Here is a 17,433-nt window from a genome sequence, read left to right as displayed (position 1 = left end):
GGGCGCCTGAATCTAGGTCTTCAGGAACGCCGCAATCTCCTTGAACACATTGACGAACATCTCCTGTGTCAGCACGCCCGTATTGGTGTTGTAGCGCGAGCAGTGATAGCTGGAAAACAGCGCGATGCCGCCGGCCTGCTGCCGGCCGCCATGGCGGAACGGAACGGCCGCCACGCGCTCGCCCAATGCCCGCACCGTCGACTGATGCGCGATCGAGCCCAGCGTCAGTATGGCGCTGAGATTGGGAAAGCGCGCGATGGTCGGCTTCAGAAAGGTCCGGCAGGTGGCGATCTCGGCGCCAACCGGCTTGTTCTCCGGCGGCACGCAGCGCACCGCATTGGTGATGGCCGTGCCGATAAGCTGGAGCCCATCATCCGGCCGCGCCTTGAACTCGCCGCGCGCCAGGCCATGCGCGATCATCGTGCCGTAGAGCAGATCGCCGGCATAGTCGCCGGTGAAGGGGCGTCCCGTGCGGTTGGCGCCGCGCAGGCCGGGCGCCAGCCCGACAATCAGCAGGCGGACTGAATCTTCGCCTTCCGGCGGCAGGAATGTCGGCACGGGCGCGTTGAACCAGCTGGGCTCGCGCTCGCGCCAGGCCGCGATGAAATCATGCAGCCGCGGGCAAAGCGGGCAGTCACGGCCGGGTTCGGGGGAGGGCGCGGCGCTCAACGCCACCGCCCGTCAATAATCGTCCTCGTCGACTTCGGCAGGTTCCGGCCGGCGCGCGGGCCGCTCGGACGGGTCGCGGCCGACTTCGCTCTTCAGCGACATCAGGTCGATGAAATGATCGGCCTGGCGGCGCAGGTCGTCGGAGATCATCGGCGGCTGGGAAGCCATGGTCGAGATGATCGACACCTTGCGGCCGCGCCGCTGTAGCGCTTCGACCAGTGTGCGGAAGTCGCCGTCGCCGGAGAAGATCACATAATGATCGACGACATCGGCGAGCTCCAGCGCATCGACGGTCAGCTCGATGTCCATGTTGCCCTTGATCTTGCGGCGGCCGGTTGAGTCGGTGAATTCCTTGGCGGGCTTCGTCACCACCTTGAAGCCGTTATAGTCGAGCCAGTCGATCAGCGGCCGGATCGATGAATATTCCTGATCCTCGACCAGCGCGGTGTAATAGTAGGCGCGCAACAGATAGCCGCGCTTCTGGAAGCTCGACAGGAGCTTGCGGTAGTCGATGTCGAAGCCCAGCGCCCGGGATGTGGCATAGAGATTGGCGCCGTCGATGAAAAGAGCGATCTTTTCACGGGGATCGAACATTGAAAAACATTCCTTTCGAAAATTTCTGTCGTCTAAAAGCGTTTGACGAACAGGTCCGACAAATGGGCCTCGGTGCCGTCACAACCGAGATAACGCGCAATTTGTGGATATCCAAGGGCGGGCCCCTGCATTGCAAGCAATTGTGATCGCCACTATATGGGCGGCTTCATGGCGTAGAGCGTTGATGAGCCAGGCAACGACCCGCAAAGCTGACGTCGACGCCATGAAGCTTGTATTTCGGCCGCGCCCGCGTTATGGAGCGCGCCAGCTTTCCATCAAATCCATCGCATGAAAGGGGCAGTCCATGGCCCGCGTAACCGTTGAAGATTGCATCGACAAGGTCGACAACCGTTTTGAACTCGTGCTGCTCGCCGGCCACCGCGCCCGCCAGATCAGCCAGGGCGCGCAGATCACCGTTCCGCGCGACAATGACAAGAACCCTGTCATCGCGCTGCGCGAGATCGCCGACGAGACGCTGTCGCCCGACGACCTCAAGGAAGACCTGATCCACTCGCTGCAGAAGCATGTCGAGGTCGACGAGCCGGAAGCCGAGGGCGAGGCGATCACCGACGAGACCGGCGCGACCGTTGCTGCTGCCGACACCGACGACGCCGAGGAGAACGTTACGTTCGACCGCATGAGCGAGGAAGATCTGCTCGCCGGCATCGAAGGTCTGGTGCCGCCGGAAAAGAGCGACGACTACTAAGAGCTTTTGTCCGGGTTGGATCAACCATCCAGGACTTCCGTATCTTAGGTTTCGTGGCTATCTATGAGGTGCGTCGCACGCCAGTGCGGCGCATCAATCATTTCAGCACCGCGAGATCCCGCCCATGATGCGTCAGTATGAGCTTGTCGAGCGCGTCCAGCGCTACAAGCCTGACGTCAACGAGGCGCTGCTCAACAAGGCCTATGTCTATGCCATGCAGAAGCATGGCCACCAGAAGCGCGCCTCGGGCGATCCCTATTTCTCGCATCCGCTCGAAGTCGCCGCCATCCTCACCGACATGCATATGGACGAGGCGACGATCGCCGTTGCCTTGCTGCACGACACGATCGAGGACACGACGGCGACAAGAGCCGAGATCGACGAGCTGTTCGGTCCGGAAATGGGCAAGCTGGTCGAAGGCCTCACCAAGCTGAAGAAGCTCGACCTGGTCTCGAAGAAGGCCGAGCAGGCGGAGAATTTGCGCAAGCTCCTGCTCGCGATCTCCGAGGATATTCGCGTTCTTCTGGTCAAGCTCGCCGACCGCCTGCACAACATGCGCACGCTCGACCATATGCCCGAGTCCAAGCGCCTGCGCATCGCCGAGGAGACGATGGACATCTATGCGCCTTTGGCCGGGCGCATGGGCATGCAGGGCATGCGCGAGGAACTGGAAGAAATCGCCTTCCGCTACATCAATCCGGAGGCCTATCGCGCCGTCACCGCAAGGCTCGCCGAGATTTTCGAGCGCAACAAGGGCGTTCTGCAGGAGATCGAGACGGCGCTTTCCGGCCTGTTCGACAAACACGCCATCAAGGCGAGCGTGAAGAGCCGGCAGAAGAAGCCGTGGTCGGTGTTCCGCAAGATGGAGGCCAAGGCACTTTCCTTCGAGCAGCTCTCCGACATTTTCGGTTTCCGCGTCGTGGTCGATTCCGTCGATGACTGCTACCGCGCGCTTGGCGCCATCCACACCACCTGGTCGATGGTGCCCGGCCGCTTCAAGGACTACATCTCGACGCCGAAGCAGAACGACTACCGTTCCATCCACACCACCATCGTCGGCCCGTCGCGCCAGCGCGTCGAATTGCAGATCCGCACCAAGGAGATGAACAAGATCGCCGAATATGGCGTTGCCGCGCATTCGATCTACAAGGACAGCGGCGGCAAGACGAACGGCGCCGGCCACGCGATCTCCAGGGAGACCAACGCCTATGCCTGGCTGCGGCGCACCATCGAGCAACTGGCCGAAGGCGACAATCCCGAGGATTTCCTCGAAAACACCAAGCTGGAACTATTCCAGGACCAGGTGTTCTGCTTCACGCCCAAGGGCATGCTGATCGCGCTGCCGCGCGGCGCCACCCCGATCGACTTCGCCTACGCCGTCCACACCGATGTCGGCGACACCTGCGTCGGCGCCAAGGTCAATGGCCGTATCATGCCCTTGATGACGGAGCTCAAGAACGGCGACGAGGTCGAGATCATCCGCTCCAAGGCGCAGGTGCCGCCCGCCGCCTGGGAATCGGTCGTGGTCACCGGCAAGGCGCGGGCCGCCATCCGCCGCGCCACCAAGAATGCGATACGCAAGCAATATTCCGGCCTCGGCGCCCGCATCCTCGAGCGCGCCTTCGAGCGCGCCGGCAAGACTTTCACCAAGGAGAGCCTGAAGCCGGTTCTGCACCGGCTGGCGCGCAAGGACATCGAGGACGTGCTGGCCTCGGTCGGCCGCGGCGAGCTGAGCTCCACCGATGTCATGAAAGCGGTCTTCCCCGACTATAAGGACGAGCGCGTCACCGTCGCGCCGCCCAAGCAGCGCGAGGAAGGTTGGTCGAAGATCCGCAACGCCGCCGGCATGCTGTTCCAGATGCCCGGCACCCGCGCCGCGAAGAAGGACAAGGACCAGCCGCGCGATGGCGCGGTGCCGATCCGTGGCGTGCGCGGCGACCTGCCGGTGCGCTTCGCCCCGGAAGGGGCGGTGCCCGGCGACCGCATCGTCGGCATCATCCAGCCCGGAACCGGCATCACCATCTATCCGATCCAGTCGCCGGCGCTGCAGGCCTTCGACGACCAGCCCGAGCGCTGGATCGACGTGCGCTGGGACATCGACGAACGCACCAAGGAACGTTTCCCGGCGCGCATCTCGGTCACTGCCATCAATGCGCCGGGTTCGCTGGCCGACATCGCCCAGGTGGTGGCGTCCAACGACGCCAACATCCACACGCTGTCGATGATACGCACGGCGCCCGATTTCACCGAGATGCTGATCGATCTCGAGGTCTGGGACCTCAAGCACCTCAACCGGCTGCTGTCGCAGCTGAAGGACAATTCGAGCGTCAGCGATGCGCGGCGTGTTAACGGCTAAATGACTGGACCCTGACCGCGAAAAGTGGAACGGGTCAGGGATTGAATAGGGGATAAAAATGAACACCGACGAAGTGCTGGGCATTTTCCGTGAGGCCGGCGCCGTTCTCGAAGGTCATTTCATCCTGACGTCCGGCCTGCGCAGTCCGGTCTTCCTGCAGAAGGCGCGGGTCTTCATGCATGCCGACAAGACCGAGCGCCTGTGCAAGGCGCTGGCCGAGAAAATCCGGAAAGCGGTGCCGGGCAGGATCGACTATGTCGTCGGCCCGGCGATCGGCGGCCTGATTCCGGCCTATGAGACCTCGCGTCATCTCGGCGCGCCGGCGATCTGGGTCGAGCGGGAAGGGGGCGAATTCAGGCTCCGCCGCTTCGAGATTGCCGAAGGCTCGCGCGTCGTCATCGTCGAGGACATCGTCACCACGGGCCTGTCGATCCGCGAGACCATCGATTGCCTGCGCGAGATCGGCGCGGAAGTGGTGGCGGCCGCCTGTATCATCGACCGCTCGGCCGGTAAGACCGATGTCGGCGTGCCGCTGATCGCGCTTGCCGAATATGAGGTGCCGGCCTATCCCGCCGACCGCCTGCCGCCGGAACTCGCCGCCATTCCCGCCGTTAAGCCGGGAAGCCGCAACATCTGACTCCCCAATGTATGAAACCAAGCACTTGAGCGCATCGCTTGAATCTCTTTCGCAGCGACGCGCGCCGAGGCGGCAATGATCGCGGGCATCGACCATTTCGTGCTGACGGTCCACTCGGTGAAAGCGAGCTGCGAGTTCTACGAGCGTGTGCTCGGCATGCGGCGGCTCGATGAATCGAACCGGCCGACCGCGCTTCTGTTCGGCGCGCAGAAGATCAACCTGCATGAGGTCGGCCGCACGTTCGAGCCGAAGGCCAAGACGCCGACGCCCGGTTCCGGCGATTTCTGCCTCGTGGCGGCGGTGCCGCTTGCCGAAGTCCAGGCCAGCCTCGAAGCCAATGGCGTGGCGATCGAAGTCGGCCCGGTCGGGCGCACCGGCGCGCGCGGCCCGATGATGTCGGTCTATTTCCGCGATCCGGACGGCAATCTGGTCGAGGTCAGCGAGTACCAGCTCGACTGAGATCGAGCCGCATGGCGCAGCGCTGGTCCAAAGCCATACCATGATCGGCCTCGTCGCTGAGCAGATCGGCCAGCCGTCTGTCGACCTCAGCGCCTTCCAGGATGCGAAATCCGCACCGCTGATAGAAGGGCGCATTCCAGGCGACGTCGCGAAACGTGGTCAGGGTCATCGCGGCCAGGCCGCGCTGCCTGGCGTCCCCAAGCGCCCTTTCAAGCAAAGCCCGGCCGATGCCCTGGCCCTGCCGGTCGAGGCGCACGTCCAGCTCCCAGATATGCAGCGCATCGCCCTCCATCCCGGCGCTCAGGAAGCCGACCGGCCGGTCCTTCTCGTCTGCGGCCACCCAGCATGCGCCACCGGCGATCAGCGCGCGGTGCCGCTCCGGGCTGACATTGTCTCCGTCGGCAAGCCACGCCAGTTCCGGAATGGCGCGGAACGCTTCCCCGGCCGATTGTTCGATAGGCGGCAATGCCTCGGCGTCCTCGGCCCGCGCCGGTCGAATGGTGGTCATCGGCTCCGCATCCTGGTTCTTCTCCTCAGTTTCGCCAGAATGAAGCCGTTGTTACAGCCTGCGGCAGACCATCGCGGCGGCGTTTCGTTGTTACGCGGCCTGGCCGTCGCTATATCAAAGACTTGTTGCCTTTCTGCGCCATCGAAGCGCAAGATATGTTTGGCGCGACCCGGTGGTGGCAGGGGCAGCGCATGTTGGACCGGGAACTGGAACAGAGTGCTTTTTCGACGCCGAGAGCCTGATGGCCTCCTGGAGCGGGTGCGTACTTATCTTTGGCCGCGCCGCTCGTTCTCGCGTTCCGTGCAATATTTCTCCAAACGCATCCTGCGGCTGAAGGCGACGCCGCATTCCGTCGCTGCCGGCGTTGCCGCGGGCGTTTTCGCTTCCTTCTTCCCGCTTGGCTTCCACTTCATCGTCGCTGCCGTTTTGTGCTGGATCATCGCCGGCAATCTGGTCGCGGCGGCGCTCGGCGCCGTGTTCTTCGGCAATCCGTTGACCTTCCCGCTTTTGTGGGGCGCGTCCTGGGAAACCGGCAAACTGCTCCTGCATGAGCACCTGCCGAAGCACGGCCCGCCCGAGCATCTGGGCGAAATGATGCACAAGCTCTCCTTCGCGAAGCTCTGGCACCCCGTTCTGGAGCCGATGCTCATTGGCGCGGTGCCGCTTGGCCTCGTCTTCGGGCTCGTGTTCTACGCCATCACGCGCTGGGGCATGACCGTGTTTCGCGAGCAGCGCAGGAAGCGCATGGTCGAGCGCGCCGAGAAGAAAGCGCGGCAGGGCGGACGGGAAGTGCCGGCGGAATGATCATCGGCATCGGCAGCGACCTGATCGACATCAGACGCATCGAAAAATCGCTGGAACGGCACGGCCGGCGCTTCGTCCAGCGCATCTATACCGAGGTCGAACAGGCCAAGTCGGAAAAGCGCGCCGCCCGCGCTGCCTCCTACGCCAAGCGCTTCGCCGCCAAGGAGGCCTGCGCCAAGGCGTTGGGCACCGGCATGGCCGAGGGCGTGTTCTGGCGCGACATGGGCGTGGTCAACCTGCCGAGCGGCGCGCCGACCATGGCGCTGACCGGCGGCGCCGCGGCCAGGCTGGAGAAAATCCTGCCGAAAGGCCACTGTGCGCTGATTCATCTCACCATCACCGACGATTTCCCGCTTGCTCAAGCCTTTGTGATCATCGAGGCAGTGCCCGCCGAACAAGCGCCACATTGATTCCATTTGACCACGAGCGGCATGACGTTGCTCAGCGCCCGCCGAGACTCTATACCAACATCGCACAATCGAGGACGACATGAGCGTGGCTGAAAAATCGCAGAAGAAATCCGGCGGGCTTGGTGAAACCTTCTCCGTCATCATCCAGGCTCTGCTGCTCGCGCTCGTCATCCGCACGCTGCTCTTCCAGCCTTTCTCCATTCCGTCGGGCTCGATGCGCCCGACGCTGCTCGAAGGCGACTATCTCTTTGTCACCAAATGGGCCTATGGCTATTCGCGTTACTCGCTGCCTTTCGGCCCAGATCTCTTCTCGGGTCGTATCTGGGGCGCCGAGCCCAAGCGTGGCGACGTGGTGGTGTTCAAGTTCCCGCCGGATCCGTCGGTCGACTACATCAAGCGCGTCGTCGGCCTGCCCGGCGACAAGATCCAGGTGAAGGACGGCCAGCTTTTCATCAATGACGTCGGCGTGCCGCGCGTAAAGACCGGCCAGATCGACAATCCCGATGTCACCGAGGAAAACCGGCCGATCGATGTCTATCGTGAGACGCTGCCGAACGGCGTCAGCTACGACACGCTCGACATCAATTCCGATTCGATCGGCGACAACACGCGCGAATTCGTCGTGCCGGCCGGGCACTATTTCATGATGGGCGACAATCGCGACAACTCCTCCGACAGCCGCTTTGCCGTCGGCTATGTGCCGGCCGAGAACCTTGTCGGCCGCGCCAACGTCATCTTCTTTTCGATCGCCGGCAAGGCGAGCCCGCTCGAGATCTGGAAGTGGCCGTCGCTGATGCGCGCCGGGCGCCTGTTCCATTTCGTCCACTAGAGCGATGGCGGCCAGCAAGCGTTTGACCGCCGATGCCCTCGCCGAAGCGCTTGTCGAGCGCACCGGCCATGTCTTCGCCGACCCTCAGCGCCTGCAGCGGGCGCTGACCCATGCCAGCGCCCGTTCGACCCATGCCGGCGTCGACTACGAGCGTTTCGAATTCCTGGGTGACCGCGTTCTCGGCCTTGTCGTGGCCGACATGCTGCTCGCGGCCTTTCCCGATGCCGCCGAGGGCGAGCTTTCGCTGCGTCTCAACGCGCTGGTCAATGCCGAGGCGCTCTCGGAAATCTCCGAACAGATCGGCCTGCCGGAACTCGTGCGCGCCGGTTCCGATGTGCGCAATCTCGAGGGACGCAAGCGCACCAATCTACGCGCCGATGCTCTGGAATCGCTGATAGCCGTGCTCTACCTCGACGGCGGGCTGGACGCGGCGCGTGCGTTCATCCACCGCTACTGGCGGCCGCGCTCGCAAGCGACAGGGGCTGCGCGGCGCGACGCCAAGACCGAATTGCAGGAGTGGGCGCACCAGGCGGCCGCCGGCGCCGTGCCGGCCTACCGCATCGACGGCCGCGAGGGACCGGACCACGATCCGCTGTTCACGGTCAGCGTCGAGGTCGGCTCTTTTGCTCCCGCGACCGGCAGCGGCCGCTCCAAGCGCGAGGCCGAGCAGGCAGCGGCGGCTACTCTTTTGCTGCGCGAGGGCGTATGGAGCGCGGCATGACCGCAAACCAATCCCCCGAGCCCCCCAACACCCGCTCCGGCTTCGTCGCGCTGATCGGCGCGCCCAATGCCGGCAAGTCGACGCTGGTCAACCAGCTTGTCGGCGCCAAGGTGTCGATCGTCACCCACAAGGTGCAGACCACCCGCGCCATCGTGCGCGGCATCGCCACGCATGACAACGCGCAGATCGTCTTCGTCGACACGCCCGGCATCTTCAAGCCGAAGCGGCGGCTGGACACCGCGATGGTGACCACCGCCTGGGGCGGCGCCAAGGACGCGGATGTCGTGGTGCTGCTGATCGACGCCGAGCGCGGCATCAAGGGTGACGCCGATGCCATCCTCGACCGGCTGAAGGACGTCCGGCAGCCGATGCTTCTGGTCCTCAACAAGGTCGACCGCGTCAAGCCGGAAACGCTTCTTGCGCTGGCCGCGACAGCGAACGAACGCGTTCCGTTCAAGCGCACCTTCATGGTCTCCGCGCTCACCGGCTCCGGCTGCAAGGACCTGCTCGACTATCTCGCCGAGACGCTTCCCTTGGGGCCCTGGTACTATCCGGAAGACCAGATCTCGGACCTGCCGATGCGCCAGCTCGCGGCCGAGATCACCCGAGAAAAGCTTTATCTCAGGCTCCATCAGGAGCTTCCCTATTCCTCCCATATCGAAACCGAGAAATGGGAAGAGAAGAAGGACGGCTCGGTGCGCATCGAGCAGGTCATCTATGTCGAGCGCGACAGCCAGAAGAAGATCGTGCTCGGCCACAAGGGCGAGACGATCCGCGCCATCGGGCAGGCCGCGCGGATGGAGATTGCTGCCATTCTGGAGCAGAAGGTGCATCTCTTCCTGTTCGTGAAGGTGCGCGAGAATTGGGGCGACGACCCCGAGCGCTACCGCGAGATGGGGCTGGAGTTTCCGGGGTAAGCCGGTTTGCGTCGCTCCAACTTGATTTCGCCGCGCAACAGGTGAAAAGCTCCGCCCATGGAATGGCGCGACGAGGGAATAGTTCTCGGCACTCGCAAGCATGGCGAAACCAGCGCCATCCTCGAGGTGATGACGCGCGCGCATGGCCGCCATCTCGGACTGGTGCGGGGAGGGCGCTCGCGCAAGCAGCAGCCGGTACTGCAGCCCGGCAACCGCGTCGACCTTCTGTGGCGGGCTCGGCTCGACGAGCATCTGGGTATCTTCCAGGCCGAGGCGATCGAGATGAACGCCGCGCGGCTGATGGACAGTGCGGTCGCCGTCTACGGCCTGCTGACCATGGCCGCGCATCTCAGGCTCCTGCCCGAGCGCGATGCCCATGGCGGCCTTTACGAGGCGCTTGCCGTGATGATCTCCCATCTGGGCGATGCCGACGCGGCGGGCGAGCTGGTGGCGCGCTTCGAGTTGCTCATCCTCGATGAATTGGGCTTCGGCCTCGACCTCAGCCAGTGCGCGGCGACCGGCTCCAGGCAGGATCTCGCCTATGTCTCGCCGAGATCCGGACGCGCCGTGTCGCGCGAAGCCGGTGCGGCCTGGCATGACAAGATGCTGGCGCTGCCCGCCTTCCTGCAACGCGGTTCCGGCCTGCGCGCCGATGCTGCAGCACTGGAAGATGCCTTCCGGCTGACCGGCTTCTTCTTCACCCGCCATGTCTACGAGCCGCGGGGCCTCGAGCCGCCCGACTCCCGCGCCGGCTTCCTGGCCGCGCTGCGCCGGCATCATACGGCGGTGAAGGCGATTGCGGGCGAAGCAGGATAGCAAGGCACTTAGTCCGCGCCGCGTTTCTCCAGGAAATCGTCGAGCATGGCGCGCTGGCCCTTCAGGATCTTGAGCCCGGCTTCGGGCAATGGAAACCAGCCGGCTCGATCCACTTCCGGGAATTCCTTCATGCGTCCCGATTTTGGCGGCCATTCCAGGGTGAACATGTTGCTCCTGATGGCATCAGTATCGATGTCGGCCTCGACGCTCCACGCGATGACGATCTTGCCGCCCGGCTGCTTGTAGCCGCCGAGCGGCCGGAAATCGCCGGCGACGGCGACGCCGAGCTCCTCTTCGGCCTCGCGTTTGGCGGCCTCCAGCTCATCCTCATTGTCGCCGATTAGTCCTTTCGGGATGGACCACGCGCCTTCATCCTTTCTTGCCCAGAACGGCCCGCCCGGGTGGACGAGCAGGAATTCGAACACACCGGCAATGCGCCTGTGGATCAGCAGGCCCGCGCTTTTCTGCGGCATCGGTCACCTCGCGGCATCTTCTCGCCCGCGCGAGAATAGCACGAGTATTTCGCGGCTGAGGTCACGCAGTCCCGTCGGCAATGCCGTCAGCCCGGCGGCCCGGCATGGGATGAACCGGCAAGTTGCTGGCAATCGGCGACGAAACATGCTCGATCTTGTCAGTCGGCCCGATCTTGTTAGCCAGCAAGACGCTGATTTCGACCAGCCGTCTCATCGCCGCATTTGTTGGCCACGACTGGTTTGGTTTTGAGGGAAACCGCCATGTTTTTCAGCCTGATCGCCATTGCCGCCGTCATAGCTCTTTTCGTCATCGTTTCACGCCAGCAGAACCGCATCGCGCTGGTCGAGCGCGAGCTCGGCGTCCTGCGCCGCCTGGTGCAGTCGGGCGCTTCGCTGTCCGCGCCCAAGGCGGCGGACGCCACGCAGGAGGGTCTTCCCGAGGAGGCCAAGGCAGCCGCGGCGCCTGCCGCGCGGTCGGCGAACGGCGCGGCCGAAGAGATCGCTGCGAAGCCCGAGGCGGCCGAAGAGGCGGCAGCGGCAGGACCTTGGACGAAAGCCCAGGCGGCCGCGGCGCAATCCGCCGGGCCGTCCGAACCGGCGCAACCTGTCTCAGCCACCGAGACGCCCGGAGCAGAACCGCCCGCGCCCGCGAAGGCGGCGCGCCAGAGCGATGTCGAGACGGCGCTGGGCACGCGTTGGGCGGTCTGGGTCGGCGGCATCGCACTGGCGCTGGGCGGCCTGTTCCTGATCCGCTACACAATCGAAGCCGGCATCTTCGGCCCCGGCGTGCGCCTGACGATGGCCGGCATCCTCGGCCTGGTGCTGATTGGCGGCGCCGAATTCATCCGTCGCACCGGCTTCAAGGTGCCGGTGCAAGGCGCCGCCGGCGCCTACATCCCCGCGATCCTGACCGGGGCGGGCGCCTTCATCCTGTTCGGCACGGTCTACGCCGCGCACGGCATCTATGGCTTCATCGGTCCGGCGACGGCCTTCCTGCTGCTTGGCGCCGTCGGCGTCGCGACCATTGGCGCATCGCTCCTGCATGGCCTGGCGCTGGCCGGCATCGGCCTCGTCGGCGCCATGGTCACGCCGGCGCTGGTCGCCTCGCAGGCGCCCAATCCCTGGGCGCTGTTCGTCTATCTGGCGATCGTGCTCGCCGCCACGGCGGCAATCGCCCGCATCCGCGACTGGAGGGCATTGGTTGCCGCCGCTTTCGCCGGCACCGGCATCTGGACCATTCTTTACATGGTCGACGCGCCGGACGTGAATCTTGCCGCCGTCCTGTTCATCAGCCTGGCGACGCTCGCCGTGCTGGCTTTCGTCTGGCTCGGCCTTTTCTTGGTTACTGGCCGCGACGATGCGGCGCGCGGCTTCGACTGGCCGTCGATCGTGCCCGGCTTCTTCATCGCCTTGAGCGCGCTTGGCCTGTCCGTCGATCCGGCCTTTGCCAGCGCCGGCGATGCCTTGCACGGCGCGGTCCTTTTGGCCGCGCTGGTCGCGGTGGCGCTCTGCCGGCCGCGCGCGCTGCCGCTGGTCTTCGCCGCCGGCATCGCGACAGTGCTGATCTATCTCGGCATCATCCCGCCCGCCACGATCGCCGCAAATGCGCTCGATATCGGGCTGGACGCTCAGCCCCTGGCGTCGTCCGACACGCTTACTTTCCGCATCGGCATCGCGCTTGGCCTGATCTTCCTCGCGGCCGGTTTCTGGGCGGCGCGCCGCTTTGCCGCCACCGCTTCGCCGCGCGCGGCCTGCTGGGCCGCCTGGGGCGTCATTGCTCCGCTGACGGTGCTCACCGCGCTGTGGCTTACCTTCGGCGATATCGACCGCGACCTCGGCTACGCGTTGCCGGCGCTGTTGCTGGTGCTCGCATTTGCCGCCGGCGGTGAATGGATCGCGCGCGCCGAGGAGCCGCCGTTGACCGGCGGCCCGGCTGTGTCCTTCGCGCTTGGCGGCGCCGGCTTCGCCGGCCTGTCGATGCTGCACATGGCCTTCGGTTCCGGCTGGACGACAGTGCTCCTGGGCGCCGCCGCTGTCGTGCCGGCGCTGGCCACGCGCTGGCGGTCCTACCCCGTGCTGGGCTGGGTCGCGGTGGGCGCGGCGGTCGCCGTTCTCGCCCGTGTCGCCTTCGATCCGACCATCGTCGGCGCGGCGTTTCTGTCCAGGGCGCCGGTCTTCAACTGGCTGCTGCCTGGCTACGGCGTGCCGGCGCTCGCCTTCGGCTTCGCCGCCTGGCAACTCGCCCGCACCACCAATGGCCGGCCGCGCCTTGCCATGGAGGCAGCCTCGGCGCTGTTCGCGCTGCTCACCATCGCCATGCTGGTGCGCCACGCCATGCATGGTGGCGTCATCGACACCGGCACCGTGACCCTTGCCGAACAGGCGATCTACACGCTGATCGCGCTCGGCGCCGGCGCCATGCTGGTCGCCATCGACATGCGCTCGCCAAGCTCGGTGCTGCGCTATGGCTCGATGGCCGCCGGCGTGATCTCGGCGGGCCTGATCGCCGTGCAGCATTTCGTGGTGCTGAACCCGCTGCTGACGGACGAGTCGACCGGCACGATTCCTGTCTTCAACCTTTTGTTCCTCGCCTATCTGCTGCCGGCGATCGCGGCGGGCGCGCTGGCGCTCTATGTCCGCGACAAGCGTCCGAGATGGTATGCGGCGATGCTGGCGCTGATCGCCTCGCTGCTTGCCTTCGCCTATGCCACGCTTTCGGTGCGCCGCCTGTTCAAAGGCGAGTTCATCGCCTTGTGGAGCGGGCTTGGCCAGCTCGAGACCTACACTTACTCGGCGCTCTGGCTGGTCATCGGCGTTGCGTTGCTTACCGCCGGCGTCTGGCTGAAGTCGCAAGTGCTGCGCATCGGCTCCGCGGTGCTGATCGCGGTCGCGGTGCTGAAAGTCTTCCTGTTCGATATGTCGGAGCTGGAAGGCGTGCTGCGCGCGCTCTCCTTCATCGGCCTCGGCGCCGTGCTGATCGGCATCGGCCTGTTCTACCAGCGGCTGCTGACGCGGGGGGCGAGGAAAGGGTGAAAGTCTGGGGTTTCCTGGACTGCTGCCACTATTTCCGGACAACGCCGCGCAGGCGGCGCTCTTCGGCTGCCTCTTTGATGAGGCCAGCAATCTTGCGGACGAATGCCGGACTGAAGGAACCGATCGGCTTCGTCGTCACGAGGTCGTAAGCTTCGTCAACACGCGCACGGTTGTACTCGTCGAGGATCAGCCATGACGGAAAATCGAGGCCGCCCCTACGACACTCGATCTCACTGATGGCAATATAAGTGCGGGTCGCGTGGGGTTGCTGCGAGGTGAGCGGGAACAGGAACAGCGCTGCCGGCGTAGTCGGCGTTCTGACCACGATGCAGACAGGGCGCGCTTTGCGGCCGGACTCCTCACCAGCGTCAGCCTGCCGTGCCCACAAATAGTAATATCGAAGCAGATCGCCGGGCTTAAACATCCGGCTCATCGCCACGTATGATGGCTTCCAACCCCGACATCAGTTCGTTGTGGATCTCGTCAGGCGCATTCTCGAGCGTGTAAGCCGCGGCATGAGACGAACCAACGAGTTGCCGGTATTGCCTGGCCGACAGGATGATCAGCTTTTCCTTGCCGCGTTTTGTCAGCGCGACAGGCTCGATCATTGCTGTTTCGAGGATTTCGCCCGATACGCGGTTCATGTCTGAAAAGGTGAATTGTTTCATCGATTGCCTCATACGCGATATACGCAATATACGTATCTTACGTAATTAAACAATGAGTCGGTTTGGGACTCGAACGGGAATAAGCCGGCCCACGCCTTCGTTATTCATTTGCTTGGGTAATCGCAGCGGTTCGGCCGCTTCGCGCTGACTGCTTGCACCGCGCCTGGAAGGCGCGTTCTATCGGGATGGAAAGCGACCTCGAAACAAGCGGTCATGGACGACAAGAAGGCAGCGATCCTGAGCGAAATACCGCGGTTGCGGCGCTATGCGCGCTCGCTGCTGCGCGACCGCGATTCCGCCGACGATCTCGTCCAGGATTGCCTGGAGCGGGCGCTTGTGCGGCTCGACAACTGGCAGACTGGAGAGAGCCCCCGGAGGTGGCTGTTTACGATCATGCATCACTTGTTCATCGACCAGATGCGCAAGGTCAACCGGCGCGGCGAGGCGGCGATATTGCCTCTCGAAGCCGGTGAGGCCCAGTCCGCGCCCGCCGATCAGGTCGAGACCATCGCTTCGCGCGAGATCATGGATGCCTTGCAGGCGATCAGCCCCGATCGCCGCGCGGCCTTGGTGATGGTCGCCATCGAGGGCTTTTCCTATGCCGAGGCAGCCAACATCCTTGGCGTGCCGGCCGGCACGCTGATGTCGCGCATCGCGCGCGGCCGCGAGGAATTGCGAGGATTGCTCGACGACACATTGCGCCGCCGCTCGCTGAGGATCGTCGAGAAATGACCCGTCGTGATTTTTCCGAACGCGATATCCACATGGCCCTCGACGGCGAGCTGCCGGGCGACGAACGCATGGCCTATGACGCCTGGCTCGAGGCCAATCCCGAGATGAAGGCGAAGTCCGCGCGCTACATCGCCGATCGCGCCGCCATGCGCGCTGCTTTCGCTGGCGTGATGGACGAGCCGGTGCCGGCGAGGCTGCGGCAGGCATTGCTCGGCCAGGTCCCTGCAAAGGCATCGGCCTGGCGCTCGCGCTGGTGGCTCTCGGCCGCGGCTGCCGTGGTGCTCGCCGTCGGCGGCTTTGGCGGCTATATCGCCGGCATCGACGGCATCGCCCGTGGCGGCGACGGCGACGACCAGCTCGCCGAGCAGGCGATCGCGGCCCATGTCGTCTACGCGGCCGAGAAGCGTCATGCCGTCGAGGTTCCGGCGAGCGACAAGGATCATCTCCAGACCTGGCTGTCGAACCGCGTCGGGCTGAAGCTGGTTGCGCCCGACCTGACGGCCGAGGGCTTCGAATTGATCGGCGGCCGGCTGCTGCCGGCCGGTGAGCAAGGCAAGGCGGCAATGCTGCTCTACGAGGACGCCAAGGGCGAGCGCATCTCGCTCTTCGTCACCGCCGAATCGGCTCAAACATCGAAGGGCACCTATACGGCCGAGGCGGGCGGTCCGGAGGCGGTCTACTGGCTGGACAAGGGCTATGCCTGCGCCGTCGTCGGCTCGTTGCCGCCTGAGCGATTGTCGGATGTCGCAAAGAGCGCCTATGGCCAGCTCGTGGCCGGCATATCGAGCTGAACCGGCTGCGTTTTTCGGCGGCCGGCAACCCGTCGAACGGCAATTCCGTTCAAGCGCCTGGCCCTTTCCTGCCGTGGCGGAAACTGTCACAATTCGGCCCTAATCAAGGAGCGATAGCGCTTGATGAATGCTGGCGCTTCGGCCAGTGTTCGCGACGCATCCACCGGGGCCGTTTTCTTAAACCCAATCGAGGTTCTCCCAAGCCCGAATGCCTGCCGAGATCCGCAAGGCCCGCGCGTCAGACGTCGATGACCTCGCCGCCATCGAGAAGGCCGTTTTTCCGGGCGACAGGCTCTCGCGCCGCTCTTTCCGCCAGTTCATCGAACGTGAAACCGCCGAGATGCTGGTGGCCGAGAACGAGGGCCGAGTCGCCGGCTATGCCGTGGTGCTGTTTCGCAAGGGCAGCGGAGTCGCGCGGCTCTATTCCATCGCCGTCGGCCCCTTCTTCGGCCGGCTCGGCATCGGTCGCCTTCTGTTGGCGGCCGCCGAGGAAGCGGCCTTCGAGCACGACCGGCTGCTGCTTCGTCTCGAAGTGCGCGAGGACAACGACCGCGCCATCCGTATCTACGAGCAGGCCGGCTATCGAAGACTGGGCCGCGAGCCCGACTATTACGAGGATGGCGCGACGGCGCTGCGCTATGAAAAGACGCTGCGCGGCGACACCCCGACCGCGACCAGGGTGCCGTTCTACCAACAGACCTGCGAGTTCAGCTGCGGCCCGTGCTGCCTGATGATGGCGATGGCCAATTTCGACCGTGGCTTCGTGCCCGACCCGGTCATGGAAATCCGCCTGTGGCGCGAGGCGACCACGGTCTTCATGATGTCCGGCCCTGGCGGCTGCGAGCCTTTCGGCCTGGCGGTCGCCGGCTACGAGAGCGGGCTCGCGGCCGAGATATTCGTCTCCTTCTACGGCGCGTTGTTCCTGCAGTCGGTGAGGAGCGAGGACAAGCGCCGGGTGATGGAGCTCGCCCAGGTCGATTTCCGCCGCCGCGCCGAACTCTACGGCATTCCCGTCAATTACCGTCCGTTCGGCATCGGCGACATCCGCGACGCCCTGGCCGAGGGCAAGCTGGTGGTGGTGCTGGTCAGCGGTTTCCTGATGTTCGGCAAGAAGGTGCCGCATTGGGTGCTGGCCATCGGCGACGACGGCGATCATATCTTGATCCACGACCCATGGGTGGAGGATGAAAGGCAGGAAACGATCCTCGACGCCGCGAACATTCCGGTGCCCTACGACATTTTCATGAACATGGCGCAGTTCGGCCGCGACGGTTTGCGGGCCGCCATCACTCTGGGAAAACGCTGAGACA

General features: G+C 64.8%; 21 protein-coding genes. 14 read left to right on the top strand and 7 right to left on the bottom strand.

Annotated elements, in window-relative coordinates; genetic code table 11:
- Positions 1–12: 12 nt before the first annotated feature.
- The gene (locus tag FJ430_RS26970; RefSeq protein ID WP_140702992.1) at positions 13–669 is read right to left on the bottom strand and encodes a uracil-DNA glycosylase; all 657 of its coding nucleotides are present in this window, start codon (positions 667–669) and stop codon (positions 13–15) included.
- Between the two features lie 12 nt (positions 670–681).
- Positions 682–1,263 (bottom strand): NYN domain-containing protein, encoded by a 582-nt coding sequence (locus tag FJ430_RS26965; protein WP_140644365.1) that lies wholly within the window; start codon positions 1,261–1,263, stop codon positions 682–684.
- A 304-nt stretch (positions 1,264–1,567) separates the two neighbouring features.
- Between FJ430_RS26965 and rpoZ the strand changes: the two genes are divergently transcribed.
- From rpoZ to FJ430_RS26945, 4 genes are all read left to right on the top strand, one after another.
- Complete coding sequence (gene rpoZ, locus FJ430_RS26960; RefSeq protein ID WP_140644367.1) at positions 1,568–1,969, top strand: DNA-directed RNA polymerase subunit omega; 402 nt, start codon at positions 1,568–1,570, stop codon at positions 1,967–1,969.
- 124 nt (positions 1,970–2,093) lie between these two features.
- A complete protein-coding gene (locus tag FJ430_RS26955) occupies positions 2,094–4,325 on the top strand; it encodes a RelA/SpoT family protein (protein WP_140702994.1) in 2,232 nt (743 codons plus the stop codon).
- 58 nt (positions 4,326–4,383) lie between these two features.
- Positions 4,384–4,962 carry an orotate phosphoribosyltransferase gene (gene pyrE, locus FJ430_RS26950; RefSeq protein ID WP_140644371.1) on the top strand — a complete coding sequence of 193 codons (579 nt, stop codon included), beginning with the start codon at positions 4,384–4,386 and terminating at the stop codon, positions 4,960–4,962.
- A 75-nt stretch (positions 4,963–5,037) separates the two neighbouring features.
- A complete protein-coding gene (locus FJ430_RS26945; protein WP_140702996.1) occupies positions 5,038–5,421 on the top strand; it encodes a VOC family protein in 384 nt (127 codons plus the stop codon).
- Here the strand turns inward: FJ430_RS26945 and FJ430_RS26940 are convergent.
- On the bottom strand, positions 5,399–5,929 hold the full coding sequence (locus FJ430_RS26940; protein ID WP_140702998.1) for a GNAT family N-acetyltransferase: 531 nt from the start codon (positions 5,927–5,929) through the stop codon (positions 5,399–5,401). The genes FJ430_RS26945 and FJ430_RS26940 overlap by 23 nt on opposite strands.
- A 216-nt stretch (positions 5,930–6,145) precedes the next feature.
- Here FJ430_RS26940 and FJ430_RS26935 point away from each other — a divergent pair, with 216 nt between their 5' ends.
- The 6 genes from FJ430_RS26935 to recO all read left to right on the top strand — a co-directional run bounded on the left by FJ430_RS26935 (position 6,146) and on the right by recO (position 10,426).
- Positions 6,146–6,733 carry a DUF2062 domain-containing protein gene (locus FJ430_RS26935; protein WP_140644378.1) on the top strand — a complete coding sequence of 196 codons (588 nt, stop codon included), beginning with the start codon at positions 6,146–6,148 and terminating at the stop codon, positions 6,731–6,733.
- Positions 6,730–7,143, top strand: a complete 414-nt coding sequence (gene acpS, locus FJ430_RS26930) for a holo-ACP synthase (protein ID WP_140644380.1) — start codon at positions 6,730–6,732, stop codon at positions 7,141–7,143. Before FJ430_RS26935 ends, acpS begins: the two co-directional genes overlap by 4 nt.
- A gap of 79 nt (positions 7,144–7,222) precedes the next feature.
- Positions 7,223–7,972 (top strand): signal peptidase I, encoded by a 750-nt coding sequence (lepB, locus tag FJ430_RS26925; RefSeq protein WP_140644382.1) that lies wholly within the window; start codon positions 7,223–7,225, stop codon positions 7,970–7,972.
- The gene (gene rnc, locus FJ430_RS26920; RefSeq protein ID WP_413467885.1) at positions 7,959–8,693 is read left to right on the top strand and encodes a ribonuclease III; all 735 of its coding nucleotides are present in this window, start codon (positions 7,959–7,961) and stop codon (positions 8,691–8,693) included. Before lepB ends, rnc begins: the two co-directional genes overlap by 14 nt.
- Positions 8,678–9,610, top strand: coding sequence for a GTPase Era (era, locus tag FJ430_RS26915; protein WP_181175227.1), 933 nt, complete (start codon positions 8,678–8,680; stop codon positions 9,608–9,610). Before rnc ends, era begins: the two co-directional genes overlap by 16 nt.
- Before the next feature lie 57 nt (positions 9,611–9,667).
- On the top strand, positions 9,668–10,426 hold the full coding sequence (gene recO, locus FJ430_RS26910) for a DNA repair protein RecO (protein WP_140651653.1): 759 nt from the start codon (positions 9,668–9,670) through the stop codon (positions 10,424–10,426).
- A gap of 8 nt (positions 10,427–10,434) precedes the next feature.
- Here the strand turns inward: recO and FJ430_RS26905 are convergent, their stop codons facing one another.
- Both FJ430_RS26905 and FJ430_RS26900 read right to left on the bottom strand, forming a co-directional pair.
- Positions 10,435–10,899 carry an NUDIX domain-containing protein gene (locus FJ430_RS26905; RefSeq protein ID WP_140703002.1) on the bottom strand — a complete coding sequence of 155 codons (465 nt, stop codon included), beginning with the start codon at positions 10,897–10,899 and terminating at the stop codon, positions 10,435–10,437.
- Between the two features lie 61 nt (positions 10,900–10,960).
- Positions 10,961–11,113 (bottom strand): hypothetical protein, encoded by a 153-nt coding sequence (locus FJ430_RS26900; protein ID WP_181175228.1) that lies wholly within the window; start codon positions 11,111–11,113, stop codon positions 10,961–10,963.
- Positions 11,114–11,160: 47 nt separating this feature from the next.
- Between FJ430_RS26900 and FJ430_RS26895 the strand changes: the two genes are divergently transcribed.
- The gene (locus FJ430_RS26895) at positions 11,161–13,932 is read left to right on the top strand and encodes a DUF2339 domain-containing protein (RefSeq protein WP_140703004.1); all 2,772 of its coding nucleotides are present in this window, start codon (positions 11,161–11,163) and stop codon (positions 13,930–13,932) included.
- 28 nt (positions 13,933–13,960) lie between these two features.
- Here the strand turns inward: FJ430_RS26895 and FJ430_RS26890 are convergent, their stop codons facing one another.
- On the bottom strand, positions 13,961–14,356 hold the full coding sequence (locus FJ430_RS26890) for a hypothetical protein (protein WP_181175229.1): 396 nt from the start codon (positions 14,354–14,356) through the stop codon (positions 13,961–13,963).
- Positions 14,349–14,600 carry a type II toxin-antitoxin system Phd/YefM family antitoxin gene (locus FJ430_RS26885; protein ID WP_140703006.1) on the bottom strand — a complete coding sequence of 84 codons (252 nt, stop codon included), beginning with the start codon at positions 14,598–14,600 and terminating at the stop codon, positions 14,349–14,351. The genes FJ430_RS26890 and FJ430_RS26885 overlap by 8 nt, the downstream gene beginning before the upstream one ends.
- A 213-nt stretch (positions 14,601–14,813) precedes the next feature.
- Here FJ430_RS26885 and FJ430_RS26880 point away from each other — a divergent pair, with 213 nt between their 5' ends.
- The 3 genes from FJ430_RS26880 to FJ430_RS26870 all read left to right on the top strand — a co-directional run bounded on the left by FJ430_RS26880 (position 14,814) and on the right by FJ430_RS26870 (position 17,429).
- The gene (locus tag FJ430_RS26880; protein WP_140651661.1) at positions 14,814–15,332 is read left to right on the top strand and encodes an RNA polymerase sigma factor; all 519 of its coding nucleotides are present in this window, start codon (positions 14,814–14,816) and stop codon (positions 15,330–15,332) included.
- Positions 15,329–16,123: an anti-sigma factor family protein gene (locus tag FJ430_RS26875; protein ID WP_140703008.1), complete on the top strand. Its 795-nt coding sequence runs from the start codon at positions 15,329–15,331 to the stop codon at positions 16,121–16,123. Before FJ430_RS26880 ends, FJ430_RS26875 begins: the two co-directional genes overlap by 4 nt.
- 208 nt (positions 16,124–16,331) lie before the next feature.
- Positions 16,332–17,429 carry a peptidase C39 family protein gene (locus FJ430_RS26870; RefSeq protein WP_140703010.1) on the top strand — a complete coding sequence of 366 codons (1,098 nt, stop codon included), beginning with the start codon at positions 16,332–16,334 and terminating at the stop codon, positions 17,427–17,429.
- The last annotated feature ends 4 nt before the right edge of the window (positions 17,430–17,433 follow it).

It is taken from the genome of Mesorhizobium sp. B2-8-5, assembly GCF_006440675.2.
In the GTDB taxonomy this organism is placed as follows: Bacteria; Pseudomonadota; Alphaproteobacteria; order Rhizobiales; family Rhizobiaceae; genus Mesorhizobium.
Note: the sequence above shows the minus strand (reverse complement) of the source record. Positions and strands in the feature narration are given on the sequence as shown.